Source organism: Pedobacter frigoris (genome assembly GCF_005116445.1).
Taxonomy (GTDB): Bacteria; Bacteroidota; Bacteroidia; order Sphingobacteriales; family Sphingobacteriaceae; genus Pedobacter; species Pedobacter frigoris.
Window position 1 is genome coordinate 68,669 of record NZ_SWBQ01000005.1, and the last position, 20,036, is coordinate 88,704.

Here is a 20,036-nt window from a genome sequence, read left to right on the forward strand (position 1 = left end):
AACAACATGAAAAAAACAAACAAAACCTTCCTGACCATAGGTATAGCGGCAGCAATTGCGCTTAGCGTTGGCGCCTGCAAAAAAAGTCAGTCGACAATAGTAGCAGAAAGTACTACTTCATTTAAACCTAAAACTGTAGTTACGCCGACCTCAATTAAGATAAAAGTTTTACAATTGAACGTCTGGCAAGAGGGAACGTCTGTAACGGGTGGCTTCAATGGGATTATAGATGCAATTGTCCAATCCGGGGCAGACTTTATTACGATGAGTGAGGTTAGAAATTATAATAATGTAGATTTTTCTGCAAAGGTTGTAACCGCCCTGCAAGCAAGAGGCCTCACTTTTTATTCATTTCGGGATAACAACGTAGGCGTTTTATCAAGATATCCCATCGCTTCGTTTAAGGCGGCTATATTTGGTAATAGCTTTAATAAAGCAATTGTCAACCTTAATACCTATACACAGGTGGCAGTTTATTCGGCCCATTTAGATTATTTAAATTATGCATGCTACCTGCCGAGAGGTTATGATGGCAATGCCTGCAAAAGATGGCTCAGCCAATTACAAATGTAAATACCATTTTGGCCTCGAACCTGCAATCGAACAGGGATGAAGAGATCGCTGCTTTTATTGCAGATGCAAAGCTTGAGAGAGAAAAAGGAAGGATTGTGATATTGGGTGGGGATTTTAATGAACCTTCACATTTGGATTGGGTAAACGCACAAAAAAATCTGTTCGATCACCATGGTACAATTGTCCCATGGCAGGGTAGTGTAGCACTATATGCAAAGGGATTTCTGGATTCGTACCGCGTGAAAAATCCCGATCCGGTACAAAGACCGGGATTTACCTGGGCTATCTTTAATACCAGTGCAAGTTTATCTTCTATGGTCTGGGCACCCGATGCCGATGAGCGGGACCGAATCGATTACATATATTATGCCGACAACAGCAATAGGGTAACTGTAGATGAGTCTATTGTATTTGGGCCTTCTGATTCTATTGCATTTGGCCAGGGGTATGAAGATCCGACCTACACCAACCCTTTTCTTATCCCAACAGGAACATGGCCGTCTGACCATAAAGCTGTAATCACGACTTTTTCAATCAGCACAAATCAAGTCAGCCTGAGTTTAAATAAAACCAGTTATCAACGGGAGAAACGATCACGGCAAATTTTGCAGGTGGATCTACCGACGCTAATGCCTGGATTGGAATTTATAAAGCCGGGCAAACACCCGGCAGCAACAATTCCACTGTCTGGAAATACACTAATGGTGCCCGATCTGGAAACCTGACACTAACATTGCCTGCCTGCAGTACCGCAGGTAGTTACTTTGCGGCCTATTTTAAGGATAATGGATATATTGAAATCGCGCCCAGAGTTACATTTACTTATAACTAAATTGCCTTATAGTGCAAAAGATATGAAATGAAAATTTTATCAATAACAGCAGCATTTTGCTATACTGTAAGTACGTTATGGGGGCAGGCGTAGCCTGCCCCCATTGCCCAATTCAATTTTGAAAAGAATACAACGAATGATGCTGCAAAAGCCAATGGCAATGGCTTCTCGTTTTCCAAAGGACTGGATGGCTAAGCTAGCCTTTCCTGTTTCTTACATGCTCGGCGAGTTCATAACCTGTCCCTTCCTCCTTTTCCGGATTTTTATCTTTTAGAAACAGCAGGACTATTAAAGATATGATGGGTATAAGGAAAGAAATGAAAAACCAGAACCAAAAGTTTCTCCCCTGACTTTTCGCCAATATTCCCGCGACCAGCTGAGGAATGATCATAAAACACAGTAAGAGTAGTTCCGGCATATGCTATTGAGTTTATGTCTGCAAATCTCGTAATAAACGGGTAAATTTTATACTAATAGATAAGATGTTCGAATTCGCGCATTGGACTGTTCAGATCCGTACATCTTTGCATGCAAATGTCTATTTTAGTAATTGTACTGCGTATTTTGCCAATGGCACAGCGATTGAGCCTATCGCATGTAAATAATTACGATCATGTTTAAACATCATCTGCTGCTGATCTATAGAAATTTTAAAAGGTATAAAGGCTCTTTCTTTATCAACCTTATTGGCCTTTCGGCAGGTCTGTCCTGTGCATTGCTAATTTACTTATGGGTAAATGATGAAATGCAAATGGACGGCTTTCACAGCAAGCGGCTTTATCAGGTGATGGAAAATGAGCACATCACAGAGGGGGTAAATACGGTAGATGGTACACCCGGTATTCTGGGTGAAGCAATGGTGAAGGAAATGCCTGAAGTTGAAATGGCGGTTACCGCCTCACCTACTTATTGGCTCGCCAAGAGTAAGATTTCGACGGAAGGGAAGCCAGCCATCAATGCTTCAGGTAAATTTGCCAGTCCGGATTTTTTCAAAATGTTCTCATTCCCTCTGCTGAACGGCGATCCACGCCAGGTGCTAAATGGCAAAAATTCTATTGTGATCTCAGAAGAGCTTGCGATGAAGCTGTTTGGTACTACGGACGCGATCGGCAAAGCAGTCAAATGGAGCAATCCAGATATAAAAAGTGAAAATCATGTGTTGGTCTCCGGTGTTTTTAAGAATATTCCGGTAAATTCATCAGATCAGTTTGATTTCCTCTCTTCCATTGATGTTCTTTTTAATGTAACTACGTCGTTTAAAAAATGGGGTAATAATGGCCCCAATACCTTTGTGGTCTTGAAAAATGGTACTGATGTTCAGCGTTTCAACAAAAAGATCAATGGCTTTTTAAAAACGAAAGGGCAGACTACGCATACGCTATTTGTAAGGCCGTTTGCAGATGGCTATTTGTACAGCCGGTTTGAAAATGGAATGGTGGCGGGTGGTCGTGCTGATTATGTAAAACTATTCTCTCTCATAGCCATTTTTATCCTGGCCATTGCCTGCATTAATTTTATGAACCTTTCTACGGCCAAAGCATCCAGAAGGTTAAAAGAAGTGGGTGTGAAAAAAGTAATGGGTGCACAAAGAAGCTCGCTGATGTTTCAGTACATGGCCGAATCCTTGATGCTTACTTTTATTGCCTTGTTCATTTCGCTGTTGGTGGTAGAACTTTTGCTCCCACAATTCAATACTATTGTAGGCAAGCAACTTTCTCTGAATTTCAGTTGGAAACTGGTTCTTTCTTTACTTGGGATAGGGATCTTTACCGGGCTGATATCAGGTAGCTACCCGGCGCTGTATTTGTCGGGACTTAAGCCATCTGCTGCGCTGAAAGGTAAGTTGAGCATGACTGCCGGTGCATTATGGACCCGACAAGGACTAGTGGTGTTTCAGTTTACCCTTTCTGTTGTGTTAATTGTGGCGGTAGTTGTTATTTACGAGCAGATAGAATATATACAGACCAAAAATCAGGGGTATCAGAAGGATAATGTGCTGTATTTTGAGGCTGAAGGTAAATTTAAGAACAATGTGGATTTTGCATTGAAGGGCATCAGGCAAATACCTGGGGTTTTGAATGCATCGAGTATCGACAGGGAATTGTTGGGAGATTTGAACTATACCTTCGGTGATTTCAGCTGGGAGGGCAGAGATCCTAAGGAGGTCATCAAATTCCAGCGTGCAAATGTAAATACCGGACTGATTGAGACTTTGGGGATAGAGATGGCAGCTGGACGTAGTTTTTCTGATCAGTTTGGTTCAGATACATCAAAGATCATCATCAACGAGTCGGGTATAAAAGTGATGCGTCTGAAAGACCCTGTGGGCAAAATCTTCAATCTTTGGGGTAAAGATCTTCAAATCATTGGTGTGATTAAAGATTTTCATTTCGAATCGATGCACGAACCGGTGAAGCCGATGTTTTTTAGGTATATTCCAGAAGGCACCAACAGAATCATGGTAAAAGTGCAGAGCAGTGAGATGAAAGCTGTGATTAGTGAATTAAAAAAATTCAATACCGCATATAATCCAGGCTTTAATTTTGATTTTAAGTTTCTGGATCATGATTTTCAGGCCTTGTATGTTGCTGAGAATAAAGTGGCGGTACTATCCAGATATTTTGCGGTGCTGGCGATTCTCATCTCCTGCCTGGGACTGTTTGGTCTGGCAACATTTACCGCCGAGAGGAGGTTAAAAGAAATTGGCATAAGAAAAGTGCTGGGTGCCAATCAGTTTAGCGTGGTGTATACCTTGTCCAAAGACTTCGCCAAGCCGGTAATTGCTGCAATTCTGATCGCATTGCCTTTGAGTTATATCCTGACTAAATACTGGTTGGATTCTTTTGCCTATAGGATAGATCTGCAGCTATGGTACTTTGCTGCTGCAGGTTTCCTGGCGTTAATTATTTCCTTGTTGACCGTATCCGTACAGGCGATAAAAGCAGCAAACATAAATCCTGTTCAGTGTCTAAAAGCAGAGTAATTATTTCAGTTTTTCATTGTTCTTATGCCTGTCTGCATCGCGGATAGTTTTCTTTTGCAGGTTCTTTTCCATCGCTGCGGTGAGGTCTATGCCTGTCTGATTGGCCAAGCATATCAATACAAAAAGTACATCAGCCATTTCATCTCCAAGATCTACAGCTTCGTCACTTTTTTTAAAGGATTGTTCACCATATTTTCTGGACATGATCCTCGCTACCTCTCCAACTTCCTCCATCAAAATTGCGGTATTGGTAAGTTCATTAAAATAACGGATGCCTGTGGTGGTAATCCATTGATCTACGGTTTCCTGTGCTTCTTTTAGAGTCATATGCTAAATCCTGATTTCAAATATACTGATATGAGTCGCTATTTACCCCCTAAATTGTCGCATTCATACAAGTTGGGATTGAGCCTAATCCTATAACTTTACAGATACATCAACCAATGCAGGTTTTATGAAATCTAAATAACCATGGAGACTGAAATCATTAAATCATTGAAGGTATCTTTTGAAGAACTGATACAAATGCTCTCTGATCTGGATCAGCAACAACTCAATGAGGTGCCGTTTGAGGGTAGCTGGACAGCCGCGCAAGTAGGGGATCATTTGTTCCAGTCTTATGAACTCATTGATATCTTAAAGGAAAATGTGGTTCCAACAAGCAGAGCTATCGATGAGAAGGTACAGGGGATTAAGGAATTATTCCTGAATTTTAAAATGAAGTTTCAATCGCCTGTATCTATCTTACCCTACAGAGGCTTTATTGACAAAGCGGAACTTTTACACGGACTGAATTGCCGGACAAACCAGTTGATTGATTTTGCCGGGTCTAACGATTTATCGCTGACTTGCACAGACTTTGAATTTCCGGGATTTGGAACCTTGACCAGGTTAGAATTATTGATATTTATTGACGTGCATACAAAAAGACATACTCATCAGCTCAGGAATATCATCACTTGCTTGCAGCCTATTCCTTATTCTTAGTATCGATGGTTACGGTGACCGGGCCATCATTTATCAGGCTGATCTTCATATCGGCACCAAATATCCCGGTTTGTATCTGTTTGTTAAGCAGAGCTGAAAGTTTTCTGATCATGCTTTCATATAAAGGGATCGCATGATCCGGTCTGGCAGCTCTAGTAAAGCCGGGTCTGTTTCCTTTTTTAGTGGATGCAAAGAGTGTAAACTGACTGATCAGAAGGATATTTCCGTCAATGTCGGCTAACGACTTATTCATTAGCCCGTTTTCATCACCAAATACACGCATGGCGGCAATCTTTTGTGCCAGCCATTCTAAGTCCTCCTGTGTGTCGGCGTCTTCGATACCCAACAACACCATAAACCCTGTATCAATAGAACCTGTTACGGTACCCTCAACTGTACAACTTGCGGAACTGACTCGTTGAATTACTGCTCTCATACACGCTATGCCCTGGTTTCATTGCCATTATAGATGCTTAGATAGCTTTCATACCTACTGAGCTCTATTTCACCTTCCTCTACACCTTTGATGACTGCACAACCGGGTTCATTGACATGCCTGCAGTTGTTAAACCTGCACTGGTTCATGAGCGCCCTCATTTCCCTAAAATAATGACCCAGCTCTTCTGGTCTGATGTCGAAGATACCTAACTCACGGATTCCCGGGGTATCGATCAGGTATCCGCCGAATGGTAACGTATGCATTTCTGCAAAGGTAGTGGTGTGTTGTCCTTTGTCGCTGGATTCAGATATTTCTCCAGTCTTGATTTCCCTGCCCGGAAGCAATGCATTGATCAAACTGGATTTTCCTACTCCGGAATGTCCGGAGAATAGTGTTGTTTTATCTTTCAGCAAACTTTCAATCAATGGGATATTTGTACCCTCCAGTGCCGATACTGAATAGCAGGGATAACCTATATTCTCATAAATGCTTTTGTATTCATCTAAAATAGCAAGGCCTTCTTCATGAAACAGATCGAGTTTGTTAAATATCAGAACAGCGGGGATATCGTAGGCTTCTGCAGTAGCTAAAAAACGATCAATAAAACCTAAAGAAGTTCTCGGTGATGCCAGTGTAACTACAAGAAATGCCTGATCCATATTTGCCGCAATGATCTGCGCTTGCTTGGATAAGTTGATCGATTTGCGAATGATGTAGTTTTTACGTTCATGCAATTTATCGATGACGCCCTTATCCGAATTTGGTTCGAGTTCAAACTCTACCTGATCGCCAACAGCAATAGGATTTGTGGTTTGAATTCCCTGAATTCTGAACTTTCCCTTGATCCTGCAATCATAGTCTACGCCATCTTTGGCGTGTACCTGATACCAGCTTCCTGTTGATTTTATTACTAATCCTTGCATATAATGCCGTAAAGGTAAGAATTCATAATCCAATTAAATATTTTTATAATCTCTTGTTAATTAGAAAAATATAACTTTACTTTACAGCATAGCACAGTTAGTGTAAAAGATACAATGTATAACAATTCATCAATTATTACCATTATTACCACCACCGGGATTGCTCGGAGGAAGGTAAGCTAGTGGCTTGATTGAAAAAAATATAAAACCACAAAAAGCGCCTTCCTCTAATCGGGAAGGCGCTTTTTTTTTTAACCGCAGACTATGAATATTTTAAAATTTGGAGGTACTTCAGTAGGGTCAGTTGAAAGCATAAGTGCTTTGCTGGACATACTTAAACAGGAAAGATTGAAAGAAAACCCTATTGTGGTTTTATCTGCAATGAGTGGGGTGACGAATACTTTACTTGATATGGCAGAAAATGCCAGGAGTCTGAGGGATTACAATGAGGCCTTGAAATCAGTGGAAGAAAAGCACTTTAAAGTAATCAGGGCATTGCTTCCCGCCGGAGCTCAGAATCCTGTGCTAACCAAGTTAAAGATTTACTTTAATGAGCTGGAAGATATTTTGCAATCAGTGTACAACCTGAAGGAACTCAGTGCGCAAACTAAAGATCTGATCTTAAGCTATGGTGAGCGCTGCTCAACCGTGATGATCAGTCACATTGCGAAACAGCAATTTGCCGATGCCTTGTATGTAGATGGATCTGAGCTGATCAAAACAGATAGCAATTTTGGACAGGCGAAAGTAAATACATATATCACAGAAATGCTGATCAATGATTTTTATGAGGCTAACCAGAAGCAATTGCTTTTTGTAACGGGTTTTATTGCCAGCAACGACGAAGGCAGGGTAACCACTCTAGGCCGTGGTGGAAGCGATTATACTGCTGCAATATGGGGATCGGCATTAAATGCAGATGAAATTCAGATATGGACTGATGTTGACGGGATGCTAACTGCCGACCCGCGCATTGTTAAGAAGGCATTTTCTCTGCCTGAACTGAGTTATACTGAAGCAATGGAGCTTTCTTATTTTGGAGCAAAGGTAATTTATCCGCCAACCATGATCCCGGCTTTCCTTAAGAAAATCCCAATTGTAATCAAGAATACATTCCATGTTGATTTTGCGGGTACTTACATCAAACATGGCGTCAGTCCTTCTAACTTACCGATCAAGGGTATCTCCTCTATAGACGAGATCAGTATACTGAACCTGTCAGGAAGCGGAATGGTTGGTAAAGCTGGCTTCGCCGGAAGATTGTTCTCTTTGCTTTCACGTGAGCAGGTAAATGTGGTTTTGATCACCCAATCTTCATCAGAGCATAGCATTACTTTTGCCGTAAAACCCTCTGATTCTTTAAAGGCATTGTCGCTGATCAATAAAGAATTTGAATTGGAACTTCAGGCCAGAAAACTGGAATATCCTGAAGTGGAAAACGGACTTTCTGTGCTTGCAATAGTTGGTGAAAATATGAAGCGCACGCCGGGCATGTCAGGTAAGCTGTTTAGCGCCCTCGGCAGAAATGGTGTCAATGTAAGGGCAATTGCGCAGGGTTCTTCAGAATACAATATTTCAGTGATCATCTCCAAAACAGATCTCTCCAAAGCGGTAAATGCGGTTCATGATGCTTTCTACGCAGATCTTAAAAAGACCTTGCATGTCTTTTGTCTGGGAACCGGAAATATCGGTAAAACATTGTTCAAACAGTTGCAGGACCAGATGCCTTTCCTTGCGGATAATAACGATTTGCAGGTTAAGGTTATGGGAATCAGCAATACCCGAAAAATGTATCTGAATCCAAATGGTATTGAGCTTGACAATTGGGAAGCAGAGTTGAATGAGCAGGAGACAAAAGCAAGCCTACCGGAATTCGTTAAGAAAATGAAATCTATGAACCTGCCCAATTGTGTGTTTGTCGACAATACCGCGAGTCACAATCCCATTGAGTTTTACTTGGATATTTTGCAGTCCAGCATATCTGTGGTGACTTGTAATAAATTGGGTAATTCGGCCGACTATGAGCAGTACGCGGCATTTAGACAGGCGGCAAGGACTTATGGCGTGGACTTTTTCTATGAAACGAATGTTGGTGCCGGATTACCGATTATCCGTACACTCCGGGATTTGATGCTGAGCGGGGATAAAGTAGGGCGGATCGAAGCGATCTTATCTGGAACAATTTCCTACATCTTCAATAACTATAAAAATGGCGTGCTTTTTCATGAAGTAGTGAAGGAAGCACAGGATAAAGGATATACCGAACCAGATCCAAGGGATGATTTGAATGGCAAAGACTTTATGCGCAAAATGCTGATTCTTGCACGTGATGCGGGTTATGCTTTAGAGGAAAAAGACATTGATCTCCAGAATATGTTGCCGGCTTCGTGCATGGCAGCGACTTCCGTTGATGATTTTTATAAAGAACTGGAGAATAATGCGGCATACTTTGAGGGGTTAAAGGAAGAGGCTGCTAAAGACAATAAGGTGCTTCGTTACATCGGTAAAATGGAAGACGGTAAGGTTTCTATCAACCTGCAAATGGTAGGGGAGGATCATCCGTTCTTTACTTTATCAGGAAGCGACAATATCATTTCCTTTACCACAAATAGGTATAAAGACCGCCCGTTGGTGGTGAAAGGTCCCGGTGCGGGCTCGGAAGTTACAGCCGCAGGTGTATTTGCAGATATTATAAACGTAGGTAAACGATAACCATAATGAGTTTCAATAAAAAATCAATAAAAGTATTTGCCCCCGCTACAGTGGCCAATGTAGTATGTGGTTATGATATTCTTGGCTTTGCGGTAAACCAGCCGGGTGATGAGGTGATCATGCGGTTTACAGACGGTAAAGGCATGACGATCTCGAAAATAACAGGAGATAATGGTAAACTGCCATTGAATCCGGCTAAAAATACAGTAAGTGCCAGTGTGCAGCATTATTTAAATCACATTGGCAAACCCGATGTAGGCATTGACATAGAACTTCATAAGAAGATGCCGATAGGCAGTGGATTAGGATCCAGTTCAGCCAGTACGGTAGCAGGGTTATTTGCAGTAAATTCATTATTTGATGACCTGCTGACAAATAAAGCATTGGTTCCGTTTGCGATGAAAGGTGAAGAGCTTGCCTGTGGTTACGGACATGCTGATAATGTAGCTCCTGCCTTAATGGGTGGATTTGTGTTGATCAGAAGTTATGATCCGCTAGACATTATCAGCCTTCCATTTCCTGAAGATATGCACGCTGCGATAGTATACCCCGAGGTAGATGTGCCAACAAAAGATGCCCGTCAGATGATACGTTCTAAAGTATTGCTGAAGGATGCAGTAACGCAATGGGGGAATGTGGCCGGTTTGGTGAGCGGACTTTTCATGAAGGATTATGACCTGATTGGCAGAAGCATGACTGATATACTGGTGGAACCAACGAGATCAATCCTCATTCCTGATTTTGCTAAGCTAAAGTCGCTCGCTTTAAGAAACGGCGCCATAGGATTTGGTATTTCCGGATCCGGACCTTCAGTATTTGCACTGACTAAAGATGCTGGGACTGCGGAAAAGATCACTAAGAAGCTACAGCAACATTTACAATCTATCAGCATCAACAGTCTTGCTTTTGTATCTGAAGTAAATAAAAAGGGGCCGATAATATTGGATTAATAAAGACACTTAAAATGAAACTATACAGCACCAATAATCATGATTTAAATGTAGACTTTGCAACTGCAGTATTCAATAGCATGCCGCTGGACAAAGGTTTATACATGCCGGTTCACATACCGGAACTGGATCAGGAGTTCATCAACCATATCGATAAGTTTACACTTTCGCAGATCGCCTATAAAGTAGCTTCTGTATTGATGAAAGATACTATTCCATTGGAAGACTTACATTCAATTATAGACGATGCCATTAACTTTGAGGCTCCCGTGGTAGAATTGGGTCGGGATACCTATGTGCTTGAATTATTTCATGGCCCCTCTCTGGCTTTCAAAGATTTCGGAGCAAGGTTTATGAGCCGTATTATGGGATATTTCCTGAAAGACAATGAGAAAATGTTGGATGTTCTGGTAGCGACTTCAGGAGATACCGGCGGTGCGGTGGCGCTGGGATTCTTAAACGTACCCAATACAAGAGTGACAATTTTATATCCTAAAGGGAAAGTCAGTGAAATACAAGAGCTGCAGTTGTGCACAAATGGAGATAATATCCATGCGATTGAAGTTGATGGGACTTTTGACGATTGTCAGGCACTGGTGAAGCAAGCATTTGCAGATGAAGACTTAAATGGAAAACTCCGTCTAACTTCTGCGAATTCTATCAATATCTCTAGGTTGATCCCTCAGACATTTTATTATTTTAATGCCTATGCGCAGTTAAAAAGACAAGGTAAAAGTGATGTTGTATTTGCTGTGCCAAGCGGTAATTTCGGAAATATAGGTGCTGGTTTACTAGCTTATAAAATGGGATTGCCTGTAAAACAGTTTATTGCGGCGACCAATGCAAATGACACTGTTCCAAGATTCTTAGATACCGGTGTGTATGAAACCAGGCCTTCTGTGCAGACCTATGCCAATGCAATGGATGTTGGTGCGCCAAGTAATTGGGTTAGGATCATGGACTTTTTTAAAGAAGATGAAGCTGCTTTGAAACAGATTGTGAAGAGTAAAAGCTATACTGATGAGCAAACCTTACGGGCTATAAAAGATATTTTTGAAACATATGATTATGTGGCTTGTCCGCATACTGCAATAGCTTGGTTGGCATTAAAAGAGTATCAGAAAGACAATTCAGGATCAACAGGCGTATTCCTTTCTACTGCACATGCCTGTAAATTTCCGGATATCTTTCCTGAGGAGATTAAAGCCCGGATCGAAATACCTGAGCAGGTTGCAGAACTGAGCAAAAAAGAAAAGCTGGCAACACATTTGGATACCAGCTTTGAATCTTTTAAAGCATATTTAAACCGCTATTAGTCTATTTCTTATTGAATCGCATAATTGCGATATCACCCATCATAAAGTTGAGTGTCGTATCATTCGTAATGCTATAAGTGCCTACTTTCTTGAGCATTTCTACAAAAGTGGCCTCGCCTTCACCAGGGCATGCCATTTTTGTCATGGCCAAAGGTCCGGTTAAATTTATCGTTGTGTCATCAGCCACTAAAGCTCCTGAAAATGAATTACAGCTCGTATTTCCGCTTACTCTTTTCTCTGCTATCTCAAACTTAATTGTCGGTTTTTTACCTGGATATAATCCATTAAAAGCAATTCTAGGCCCTGAGATGTAATTCAGTTCCCATGTTCCGGCCAGTTGAGATAAACCTCCGTTTCCTATTGTCCCGGGTTTCATAGTTGTGCATGCACTTAGCGCGCAGGTAAAAACAAATCCAAGAATCACCAGTTTTTTCATAGCTAATCAATTAGTTCGTAAAGAGGATTTATCATAGATAAATTACTTGAAGACAAATCCTCTTTTATAGATGAAAGATACAAAGAGTATTCCAAAAATTAACTAATAGTGCTAAAATATCGCCTGTGCGATCTTTTTAGTAGGTTCAGGATTGCCCATGGTGTAAAAATGTAACACAGGAGCCCCCATATCTCTTAATTCCTTGCATTGATTGATCATCCACTCAATACCAATTGCTTTTACATCTTTTTCAGATTTACAAGCCTGTACAGCCTCGCTCAGCTCAACTGGGATGTCCAGATGGAATACTTTAGGCAAACTCACCAGTTGTTTGCTGCTCGTAATTGGTTTTAATCCCGGGATAATAGGGACATTAATTCCATTTTCACGGCATTTCTCCACAAAGGCCTTATATTTCTGGTTGTCAAAAAACATCTGGGTAACAATGAACTCTGCTCCAAGATCAACTTTTAGCTTAAGGTATTTAAAGTCCGTATCCAGATTTGGAGATTCAAAATGTTTTTCAGGATATCCGGCTACTCCGATACAGAAATCAGTGCGCTCCAGCTCACCTATGTCATCATGAAGATAACGTCCGTTGTTCATATCTGAGACCTGGCTAACAAGCTCAGATGCATAAGCATGCCCATCAGGAGTAGGGACAAAGGAGCTGTCACTTTTGCGGGCATCGCCACGTAAAGCAAGTACATTGTCTATCCCTAAAAATTGCAGGTCGATCAATGCATTCTCTGTTTCGTCTTTATTGAAGCCTCCGCAGATCAAGTGAGGAACCGCATCTACTTTGTATTTATTCATAATAGCTGCACAGGTAGCTACTGTACTTGGACGCTTGCGGTAAGCCACCTTTTCCAATAAACCGTTTGCATGTTGCTTATAGATATAGTCTTCACGGAGATAAGTTACGTCAATAAAAGGCGGATTGAACTCCATCAGTGGGTCAATGGCATCAAAAATGCCTTTAATGCTCTGGCCTTTTATTGGCGGTAACAGCTCAAATGAGAATAACGTTTTTCCGTTTGCATTTTTTATGTGGTCTACAATTTTCATTGTCTGTTTTGTTTAATTTGTGTTACTCGTCAAACTGAATTATTTAATACGCAAGATTAGGACTCAGCCATCTTTCCACTTCTTCTATTGACATGTCCTTTCTGATTGCATAATCTTCAATCTGATCTTTAGTGATTTTACCCAGACCAAAATACTTGGATTGAGGATGTGCAAAATAAAATCCACTTACTGCTGCGGTCGGGTACATGGCATAGCTTTCAGTCAGGCGTAAGCCTATTCTTTTCTCTGCATCCAATAATTCGAACAAAGTGCCTTTCTCGGTATGCTCAGGACAAGCTGGATAACCCGGTGCCGGACGGATACCTGAATATTCCTCTTTAATCAATGCTTCATTGCTAAGATGCTCATCTTTCGCATATCCCCAATACTCTTTACGCACCATTTCATGCATCTTTTCTGCGAATGCCTCAGCAAGCCTGTCGGCCAGTGCCTTAGCCATGATGCTGTTATAGTCATCATAAACGGCCTCGAACTCAGCAACCAATTCATCACAACCAATACCTGTAGTGAGCGCAAAACCTCCAAAATAATCCCGAACTCCTGTCTCTTTTTGAGCTACAAAATCTGATAATGCATAATAAGGCTGCCCATCTACTTTTTCTGCCTGCTGGCGAAGGGTGTGAATCACCACTTCTTTGCCTTCCACATCCAAAACAATATCGTCGCCAACAGTGTTGGCCGGCCAGAAACCTATAACCGCTTTTGCGGTCAACAGTTTTTCATCAACTATGCGTTTTAGCAATGTTTGTGCGTCTGCAAACAGCTTGCGCGCCTCATCGCCAACTGTCTTATCCTCAAGAATGCGGGGATAGGCACCGCGTAATTCCCATGTCTGGAAAAAGGGAGTCCAGTCGATATACGGAACTAACTCTTCCAAGGGATAATTTTCAAATACCTTTGTCCCGGTGAAAGCAGGAGCAGGAGCAACCAAAGCAGTATCTATCTTAAAGTTATTTTCCCTTGCTTCTTCAATAGTTTTAAAACGCTTATCTGAACGCTTGTTTAAATGCGCTTCACGTGCTTTATCGTATTCAGCCCTGATGCCGGCAATATATTCGTCACGTGTGTCCTTGTTCATCAGTGTACTGCAAACAGTTACGCTTCTTGAAGCATCCAGTACGTGTATCGCAGGGCCAGAATAGTTAGGCGCTACTTTCACTGCAGCGTGTATTCTGGAGGTGGTAGCGCCACCAATGATCAACGGAATGGTAAAGCCCTCACGCTCCATTTCTTTAGCAAAGTGAACCATCTCATCCAGAGAAGGAGTGATCAGTCCACTCAATCCAATGATATCAGCATTGATCTCCCTGGCCTTTTTAATGATGTCCTGCGCAGGAACCATCACACCCATATCCACGATCTCAAAGTTATTACAAGCCAGTACTACGCCTACAATGTTCTTTCCGATATCGTGAACATCACCTTTTACAGTGGCCATCAATACTTTTCCGGCAGATGAATTCTGATCCTGATCAGGATTGTCCAGTTTTTCCTGTTCGATGAATGGCAATAAATAAGCCACCGCTTTTTTCATGACGCGGGCAGATTTTACTACCTGTGGAAGAAACATCTTGCCGGCACCAAATAAGTCGCCGACGATGTTCATCCCATCCATTAATGGACCTTCTATCACCTGAATAGGACGTGCGTATTTTTGTCTCGCTTCTTCTACATCGGCATCCAGGTATTCAATAATTCCTTTTACAAGGGCATGAGATAATCTTGATTCTACAGGTTCTTTTCTCCATTCCTCATTCCGTACGATTTCTTTGCCCTTAGATTTTATGGTATCTGCAAATTCAACCAATCGTTCTGTAGCGTCATCCCTGCGGTTTAGCAATACATCTTCTACCAGCACCAATAACTCCGGCGGGATTTCCTGATATACTTCAAGCATACCCGCATTTACTATACCCATATCCAGCCCTGCTTTGATGGCATGATATAGGAATGCGGAGTGCATGGCTTCCCTCACGGTATTATTTCCCCTGAAGGAGAAGGAAATGTTGGATACACCACCACTTACTCTTGCATGAGGCAGGTTTTCCTTGATCCAGCGGGTAGCATTGATAAAATCAACAGCATAATTATTGTGCTCTTCCAATCCGGTTGCTACCGTCAGGATGTTTGGGTCAAAAATGATGTCCTGTGGTGGAAAACCAATTTCATCTACCAATATATCATAAGATCTTTTACAGATCTCTATTCTTCTTTCGTAATTGTCTGCCTGTCCTTTTTCATCAAAAGCCATCACTACTATCGCCGCACCATAGGTCATAATCTTGCGCGCGCTTTCGCTAAACTTGTCTTCACCCTCCTTAAGGGAGATAGAGTTTACGATCCCCTTGCCCTGCAAACATTTCAACCCCGCTTCGATAACCGTCCATTTAGAGGAATCGACCATGATTGGCAGTTTGGAAATATCAGGCTCAGAGGCGATCAGGTTCAGGAATTTGGTCATAGCCGCTTCCGAATCGATCATCCCTTCGTCCATGTTTACGTCGATTACCTGCGCACCTCCCTCTACCTGCTGGCGGGCTACGGTAAGTGCAGCTTCAAAATCTCCGCTCAGGATCAGCTTAGAGAATTTAGGCGAACCTGTGATGTTAGTACGCTCACCGATATTGACAAAAATACTTTCCGGTGTTAGCGTCACGGGCTCCAATCCGCTTAACCTCATGTGAGGATCTATCTGAGGGATTTTGCGTGGAGTTACGTTTTTAGCTTTTTCTGCAATACAACCGATATGCTCAGGAGTGGTGCCACAGCATCCGCCCACGATATTTACAAAACCATGCTGAATAAAATCCTCAACAAGGTGAGCAGTTTCATGCGGCATTTCATCATAAGCGCCGAATTCATTAGGTAGTCCCGCATTAGGGTAAGCTGAAACGTAGCATCCGGCTTTCGCAGAAAGCTCTTCAATGTGTGGCCTCATGTCCTTAGCACCCAAAGCGCAATTGAATCCGATACTTAAGGGATTGGCATGGATTACAGAATTCAGGAACGCTTCAGCAGTTTGTCCTGATAAAGTCCGTCCCGAAGCATCAGTAATCGTACCTGAGATCATGATCTCTATCTTACGACCTATTACCTCTTCATATTTTTTGATGGCATATATTGCTGCTTTTGCATTAAGGGTATCAAAAATGGTCTCAATCAGCAATAAATCTGATCCTCCATCTACCAGTCCACGGATCTGCACATAATAGGCATCTACCAGCTCATCGAATGTCAATGCCCTGAAACCCGGATCGTTCACATCCGGAGAAATCGACAAGGTCCTGTTGGTAGGTCCCACCGCACCGGCGACAAAACATTTACGGTCTGGATTGGCCTGCATGAATTCAATTGTAGCCTCCTTAGCAATTTTGGCACCTTCAAAACTCATTTCATAGTCCAGCTCTTCCATCTGGTAATCTGCCAGGGAAATGCGCTGCGTGCTGAAAGTGTTGGTTTCAATAATATCCGTACCTGCTTTTAAATATTCGGTATGGATGGCCTTGATGATGTCCGGATGGGTGAGGTTCAGCAAGTCATTATTGCCTTTCACGTCGCATGGATGATCTTTGAATCGTTCGCCTCTAAAGTCTTCTTCAGTTAAGGTGTAACGTTGAATCATGGTGCCCATTGCACCATCAATGATCAAGATTCTTTTTTCTAGTTCTTCTCTGATGTTCATTAAAAAAATATCATATGAGCATGTAATAAGCTATTTTTGATAGAGGCAATAAAGCCTAAACAAGTGCCGAACTCACTACATACAAAGCTTGGAAAGAGGATTTCGAGGTCTAGTGTGATAACAGCTGATGCCATTACTTAACTTATCTTTCGGATAACCGGCGCCGGTTCCAGTAGAATGTAGCACCTTGTAAGCACAGGTTGCTAAGACTTCGCAGGGTCTAATCCCTCCGTCTTTCTCTATAAGCACTACAAAAATGCAACAAAGAAAAATCAATTCCAAAAAATCAGTGATTTAACCCTATAAAATTGCAGCAACGTTGCAAATTTTGACGTGATGTGAAATTAAATTCTGTGAAGCCTGTGTTAAAACGCAATAAAACAATTGTTGGGGACTGAGCCGAAACTGAGTAAGGACTGCTTCGGATAAAGGTACCTATTATCCGAAGCAATCCCAAAGCAAACCCCTAGCAGGTCCGAAGCAGGTTAGTAAGAGATTACTTCTTTTGTTGAGAAAGGAAGGTTACCAATGAAGCCAGTTCTTCGTATGACAAAGAATTAGCCAACCCGGCAGGCATCATTGAATTTTCCATTTCCTTACGTGAAAGTATGTCGCTGGTTTTGATATTAAATACCTCGCCGGCAATATTCCGAAGCACTACTCTGGTTGCTGTCTCGCTCGTCACGAAGCCCATATAGGTCTGATCCTTTTTTGCTGTGATCATTACCGTAGCAAATCCCTGTGAAATAGATGCATCAGGCTTAAGGATTGATTCTGCAATTTGTTCGCGGTTCATAATCGATCCGATCTGACCCATGAAAGGTCCTTTCATTTCTTCACCTTTGCTGATGCTATGGCAAGCTACACAACCCTGACGCGAAAATAATGCCTTACCTTTTACCGGGTCACCAGGCAATTTAGCTATCGCAAGCAACACATCTTCGATAGAAGATTTCCCTACTTGTCCTTTTTGATTTTTGATTTTCTCGAGATCTATTTTAGGTTCATTCTTCGCTATCGCTTTTTCTTCTGTACCGAAAGCCGGGATCTCCATACGGTGACGTGCATTCAGGTCTACAAAAAATGATTTATTGGCAGCAGGTGCTTTTTCCCATTCTCCGATCAGGAAAGAGGCAATAGCCGGTGATGATTTCCAAAGTATAGCTTTATAATACGGCCCATGAGAATCTGGTCTTGTACCCCACCACCATGAGGCATCATAAGATGCTTCTTCTCTGTAAAGGCGTGCCATGGTAATCAGGATCTGTTTCCTTAAGTTTTCGTCTTTTGACTGCTCGTAAAAGTATACCAGTCCGTCAACCGATTTTTTATCGTGCATATAACGCAGTGCCCATAACGCAAGACTTGAGTTTTCGGTGCCGATGGCAGCTACGCAAGCATCAACAGCCTTTAGGTTTGCCAATGCCTGAACGGCTAAATGCGGGAGTACAATTGCTGAATTTGGAGTGGCATGCGGACCTTCAGTACCTTTTGCAGGAGCAACAAATGAAGCAGGAACTTTAGTTTGCAATAAAGCTTTTGCAGCATCAGTACGGCCAAGTCGGCCAAGGCCGATGATCGCTGCCGCCTGAACACGAACAGAAGGGTCTTTTAGTCCAGCTAAAAAAGGCTCACTAGGTACATTTTGTACATAGTCCTTACGATCAGCAAGCGCTTTAAGTGCAAATTCTCTGATCGCATCTTCTTTAGTGAATTGGACAAGAGCCTGGATTCCGTCTGCTCCGGCTGCCTGTGCATAAGTGAATATACCTGCTACACGTGAGTATAATGGAAGTTTGGCGTCTGCAGCAATTTTTAAAGCGGCATCTGCAGCTTCTTTTGCCGGACGGTTAAGTAATTCCTGAGAAGCAGTTAGACGAGCTACGGCACTTTCAGATTTAAGCATGGCAGCTAGCTGAGTAACGCTCGCTTTTGTTACATTCGGAAAGGCTTTGTACGCCCAGTTGGTAGGTACTGCACGAACCACATATCCTTTTGATGGATTACCAGAGTAGCCTGCACCATCCCATGCAGCAAGGTAGAGCCTGCCTGAACCATCTACATCAAGATCAGTGATTTGAGGTAACTTAATGAAATCTTCTTCCTTTTGTGTAAAACTCGGTCCATCAGGAGTAACCCTGTGGATGTATAACATGCTTCTTCCCCAGTCGGCCATCATAGGTACATTGTTGTATTTTTCTGGCCAGGTATCTTCGCTCATATACAGGGCACCTGTGCCCGAACCACCACCAAGATCTGCCAGTGCAGGAAGCATCTCGTCTGTGAAATTCTGGAATAAAAGAGGATATCCATATTCTCCTGATTGGACATGATGAGAGAAACGTACGTTCCAGCCACCACCATCATTTGTATTTTCACGGGTAAAGATGTTCATGTATGGATCAATTGCCACATCATAAACATTACGTGTTCCATGGGTATAAACTTCCATTTCAGTGCCATTAGGACGTACGCGAACGATACCACCACCCAACATGGTCATCTTTTTCCCAGAGCGGTCTACTGCATCGTGGAATCCAAAATCTCCTACGGCGATGTAGATCCATCCATCTATCCCCAGACGAATACCGTTGGTTGCATGGTCAGTTCCGCGTTCCTGGATGTATTTTGTATTGCTCAGGTTTTGGATAAGAGGCCTTGCCGGGCCATCTGCTTTGCCGTCATTATTTTTATCATCTAGAACGACAAGATCCATTCCTGTGGCCTTGCGGGTTTCTTTGGAGAAGGTGGTATGTAGCACAAAAACCTGGTCTCCTGAGGCGATAATTCCACGTGGATTGTCGACCATGGCAAACTCAGTATGCTCATCCATTTTTCCGTCATTGTTTTTGTCTACCAATTTAAGGATACGGCCTTTATCAGGATCTTTACCCAGGGATCCGATCATGTCGACCCCAACGAAGACCTCCCCAGTTGCGGCAACTGCAAGGCAGGCCGGACTAGGGGTTACATCGGGCCCGGCAAAAGGTGTGATTACCAATTCAGGTGGGGCAGCTCCGGCATTTTTAGGTCCTCCGAAGAAATTATTTAATCCTAAGACAATGATAATTGAAGATATCAATGTCAATGAAAATTTAATCATGTGTGTGTTTG

General features: G+C 42.3%; 15 protein-coding genes and 1 riboswitch. Of the genes, 7 read left to right on the forward strand and 8 right to left on the reverse strand.

What is annotated here, in order from left to right; translation table 11 throughout:
- Positions 1 to 6: 6 nt before the first annotated feature.
- Positions 7 to 573 carry an endonuclease/exonuclease/phosphatase family protein gene (locus FA047_RS16410; protein ID WP_136837178.1) on the forward strand — a complete coding sequence of 189 codons (567 nt, stop codon included), beginning with the start codon at positions 7 to 9 and terminating at the stop codon, positions 571 to 573.
- On the forward strand, positions 549 to 1,298 hold the full coding sequence (locus FA047_RS16415; protein ID WP_136837179.1) for an endonuclease/exonuclease/phosphatase family protein: 750 nt from the start codon (positions 549 to 551) through the stop codon (positions 1,296 to 1,298). Before FA047_RS16410 ends, FA047_RS16415 begins: the two co-directional genes overlap by 25 nt.
- A 303-nt stretch (positions 1,299 to 1,601) precedes the next feature.
- Here the strand turns inward: FA047_RS16415 and FA047_RS16420 are convergent, their stop codons facing one another.
- The gene (locus tag FA047_RS16420) at positions 1,602 to 1,823 is read right to left on the reverse strand and encodes a hypothetical protein (RefSeq protein WP_136837180.1); all 222 of its coding nucleotides are present in this window, start codon (positions 1,821 to 1,823) and stop codon (positions 1,602 to 1,604) included.
- A gap of 195 nt (positions 1,824 to 2,018) precedes the next feature.
- Between FA047_RS16420 and FA047_RS16425 the strand changes: the two genes are divergently transcribed.
- Entirely contained in the window at positions 2,019 to 4,388 is a 2,370-nt protein-coding gene (locus tag FA047_RS16425; RefSeq protein WP_136837181.1) for an ABC transporter permease, read from the forward strand.
- Here the strand turns inward: FA047_RS16425 and FA047_RS16430 are convergent, their stop codons facing one another.
- Positions 4,389 to 4,715 carry a nucleotide pyrophosphohydrolase gene (locus FA047_RS16430; protein WP_136837182.1) on the reverse strand — a complete coding sequence of 109 codons (327 nt, stop codon included), beginning with the start codon at positions 4,713 to 4,715 and terminating at the stop codon, positions 4,389 to 4,391.
- A 144-nt stretch (positions 4,716 to 4,859) separates the two neighbouring features.
- On the opposite strand from FA047_RS16430, the gene FA047_RS16435 reads away from it, so the two are divergent.
- The gene (locus FA047_RS16435) at positions 4,860 to 5,375 is read left to right on the forward strand and encodes a DinB family protein (protein WP_136837183.1); all 516 of its coding nucleotides are present in this window, start codon (positions 4,860 to 4,862) and stop codon (positions 5,373 to 5,375) included.
- Here FA047_RS16435 and dtd read toward each other — a convergent pair.
- Positions 5,359 to 5,811, reverse strand: coding sequence for a D-aminoacyl-tRNA deacylase (dtd, locus tag FA047_RS16440; protein WP_136837184.1), 453 nt, complete (start codon positions 5,809 to 5,811; stop codon positions 5,359 to 5,361). The genes FA047_RS16435 and dtd overlap by 17 nt on opposite strands.
- A gap of 5 nt (positions 5,812 to 5,816) precedes the next feature.
- Positions 5,817 to 6,737: a ribosome small subunit-dependent GTPase A gene (gene rsgA / locus FA047_RS16445; RefSeq protein WP_136837185.1), complete on the reverse strand. Its 921-nt coding sequence runs from the start codon at positions 6,735 to 6,737 to the stop codon at positions 5,817 to 5,819.
- A 264-nt stretch (positions 6,738 to 7,001) separates the two neighbouring features.
- Between rsgA and thrA the strand changes: the two genes are divergently transcribed.
- From thrA to thrC, 3 genes are read left to right on the forward strand one after another with little or no spacing between them, the layout of a single operon-like run.
- A complete protein-coding gene (thrA, locus tag FA047_RS16450) occupies positions 7,002 to 9,449 on the forward strand; it encodes a bifunctional aspartate kinase/homoserine dehydrogenase I (protein WP_136837186.1) in 2,448 nt (815 codons plus the stop codon).
- A 5-nt stretch (positions 9,450 to 9,454) separates the two neighbouring features.
- Positions 9,455 to 10,399 carry a homoserine kinase gene (locus tag FA047_RS16455; RefSeq protein WP_136837187.1) on the forward strand — a complete coding sequence of 315 codons (945 nt, stop codon included), beginning with the start codon at positions 9,455 to 9,457 and terminating at the stop codon, positions 10,397 to 10,399.
- A 14-nt stretch (positions 10,400 to 10,413) separates the two neighbouring features.
- Positions 10,414 to 11,715, forward strand: coding sequence for a threonine synthase (gene thrC / locus FA047_RS16460; protein ID WP_136837188.1), 1,302 nt, complete (start codon positions 10,414 to 10,416; stop codon positions 11,713 to 11,715).
- Between the two features lies 1 nt (position 11,716).
- On the opposite strand, the gene FA047_RS16465 is transcribed toward thrC, so the two are convergent.
- The 4 genes from FA047_RS16465 to FA047_RS16480 form a co-directional block, all read right to left on the reverse strand.
- Positions 11,717 to 12,151: an META domain-containing protein gene (locus tag FA047_RS16465; RefSeq protein WP_136837189.1), complete on the reverse strand. Its 435-nt coding sequence runs from the start codon at positions 12,149 to 12,151 to the stop codon at positions 11,717 to 11,719.
- 111 nt (positions 12,152 to 12,262) lie between these two features.
- The gene (gene metF / locus FA047_RS16470; protein WP_136837190.1) at positions 12,263 to 13,219 is read right to left on the reverse strand and encodes a methylenetetrahydrofolate reductase [NAD(P)H]; all 957 of its coding nucleotides are present in this window, start codon (positions 13,217 to 13,219) and stop codon (positions 12,263 to 12,265) included.
- Positions 13,220 to 13,262: 43 nt separating this feature from the next.
- Complete coding sequence (gene metH / locus FA047_RS16475; protein WP_136837191.1) at positions 13,263 to 16,922, reverse strand: methionine synthase; 3,660 nt, start codon at positions 16,920 to 16,922, stop codon at positions 13,263 to 13,265.
- Positions 16,923 to 17,061: 139 nt separating this feature from the next.
- Positions 17,062 to 17,170, reverse strand: a riboswitch (SAM riboswitch).
- A 248-nt stretch (positions 17,171 to 17,418) separates the two neighbouring features.
- Positions 17,419 to 20,025: a DUF7133 domain-containing protein gene (locus tag FA047_RS16480; protein ID WP_136837192.1), complete on the reverse strand. Its 2,607-nt coding sequence runs from the start codon at positions 20,023 to 20,025 to the stop codon at positions 17,419 to 17,421.
- Between the last annotated feature and the right edge of the window lie 11 nt (positions 20,026 to 20,036).

Coding starts and splice junctions, on each gene's coding strand:
- FA047_RS16410 (WP_136837178.1), top strand. CDS start 7: ATGAAAAAAACAAACAAAACCTTCCTGACCATAGGTATAGCGGCAGCA.
- FA047_RS16430 (WP_136837182.1), bottom strand. CDS start 4,715: ATGACTCTAAAAGAAGCACAGGAAACCGTAGATCAATGGATTACCACC.
- FA047_RS16480 (WP_136837192.1), bottom strand. CDS start 20,025: ATGATTAAATTTTCATTGACATTGATATCTTCAATTATCATTGTCTTA.
- thrA (WP_136837186.1), top strand. CDS start 7,002: ATGAATATTTTAAAATTTGGAGGTACTTCAGTAGGGTCAGTTGAAAGC.
- thrC (WP_136837188.1), top strand. CDS start 10,414: ATGAAACTATACAGCACCAATAATCATGATTTAAATGTAGACTTTGCA.
- FA047_RS16425 (WP_136837181.1), top strand. CDS start 2,019: ATGTTTAAACATCATCTGCTGCTGATCTATAGAAATTTTAAAAGGTAT.
- dtd (WP_136837184.1), bottom strand. CDS start 5,811: ATGAGAGCAGTAATTCAACGAGTCAGTTCCGCAAGTTGTACAGTTGAG.
- FA047_RS16420 (WP_136837180.1), bottom strand. CDS start 1,823: ATGCCGGAACTACTCTTACTGTGTTTTATGATCATTCCTCAGCTGGTC.
- FA047_RS16455 (WP_136837187.1), top strand. CDS start 9,455: ATGAGTTTCAATAAAAAATCAATAAAAGTATTTGCCCCCGCTACAGTG.
- FA047_RS16435 (WP_136837183.1), top strand. CDS start 4,860: ATGGAGACTGAAATCATTAAATCATTGAAGGTATCTTTTGAAGAACTG.
- metH (WP_136837191.1), bottom strand. CDS start 16,922: ATGAACATCAGAGAAGAACTAGAAAAAAGAATCTTGATCATTGATGGT.
- FA047_RS16415 (WP_136837179.1), top strand. CDS start 549: ATGGCTCAGCCAATTACAAATGTAAATACCATTTTGGCCTCGAACCTG.
- rsgA (WP_136837185.1), bottom strand. CDS start 6,737: ATGCAAGGATTAGTAATAAAATCAACAGGAAGCTGGTATCAGGTACAC.
- FA047_RS16465 (WP_136837189.1), bottom strand. CDS start 12,151: ATGAAAAAACTGGTGATTCTTGGATTTGTTTTTACCTGCGCGCTAAGT.
- metF (WP_136837190.1), bottom strand. CDS start 13,219: ATGAAAATTGTAGACCACATAAAAAATGCAAACGGAAAAACGTTATTC.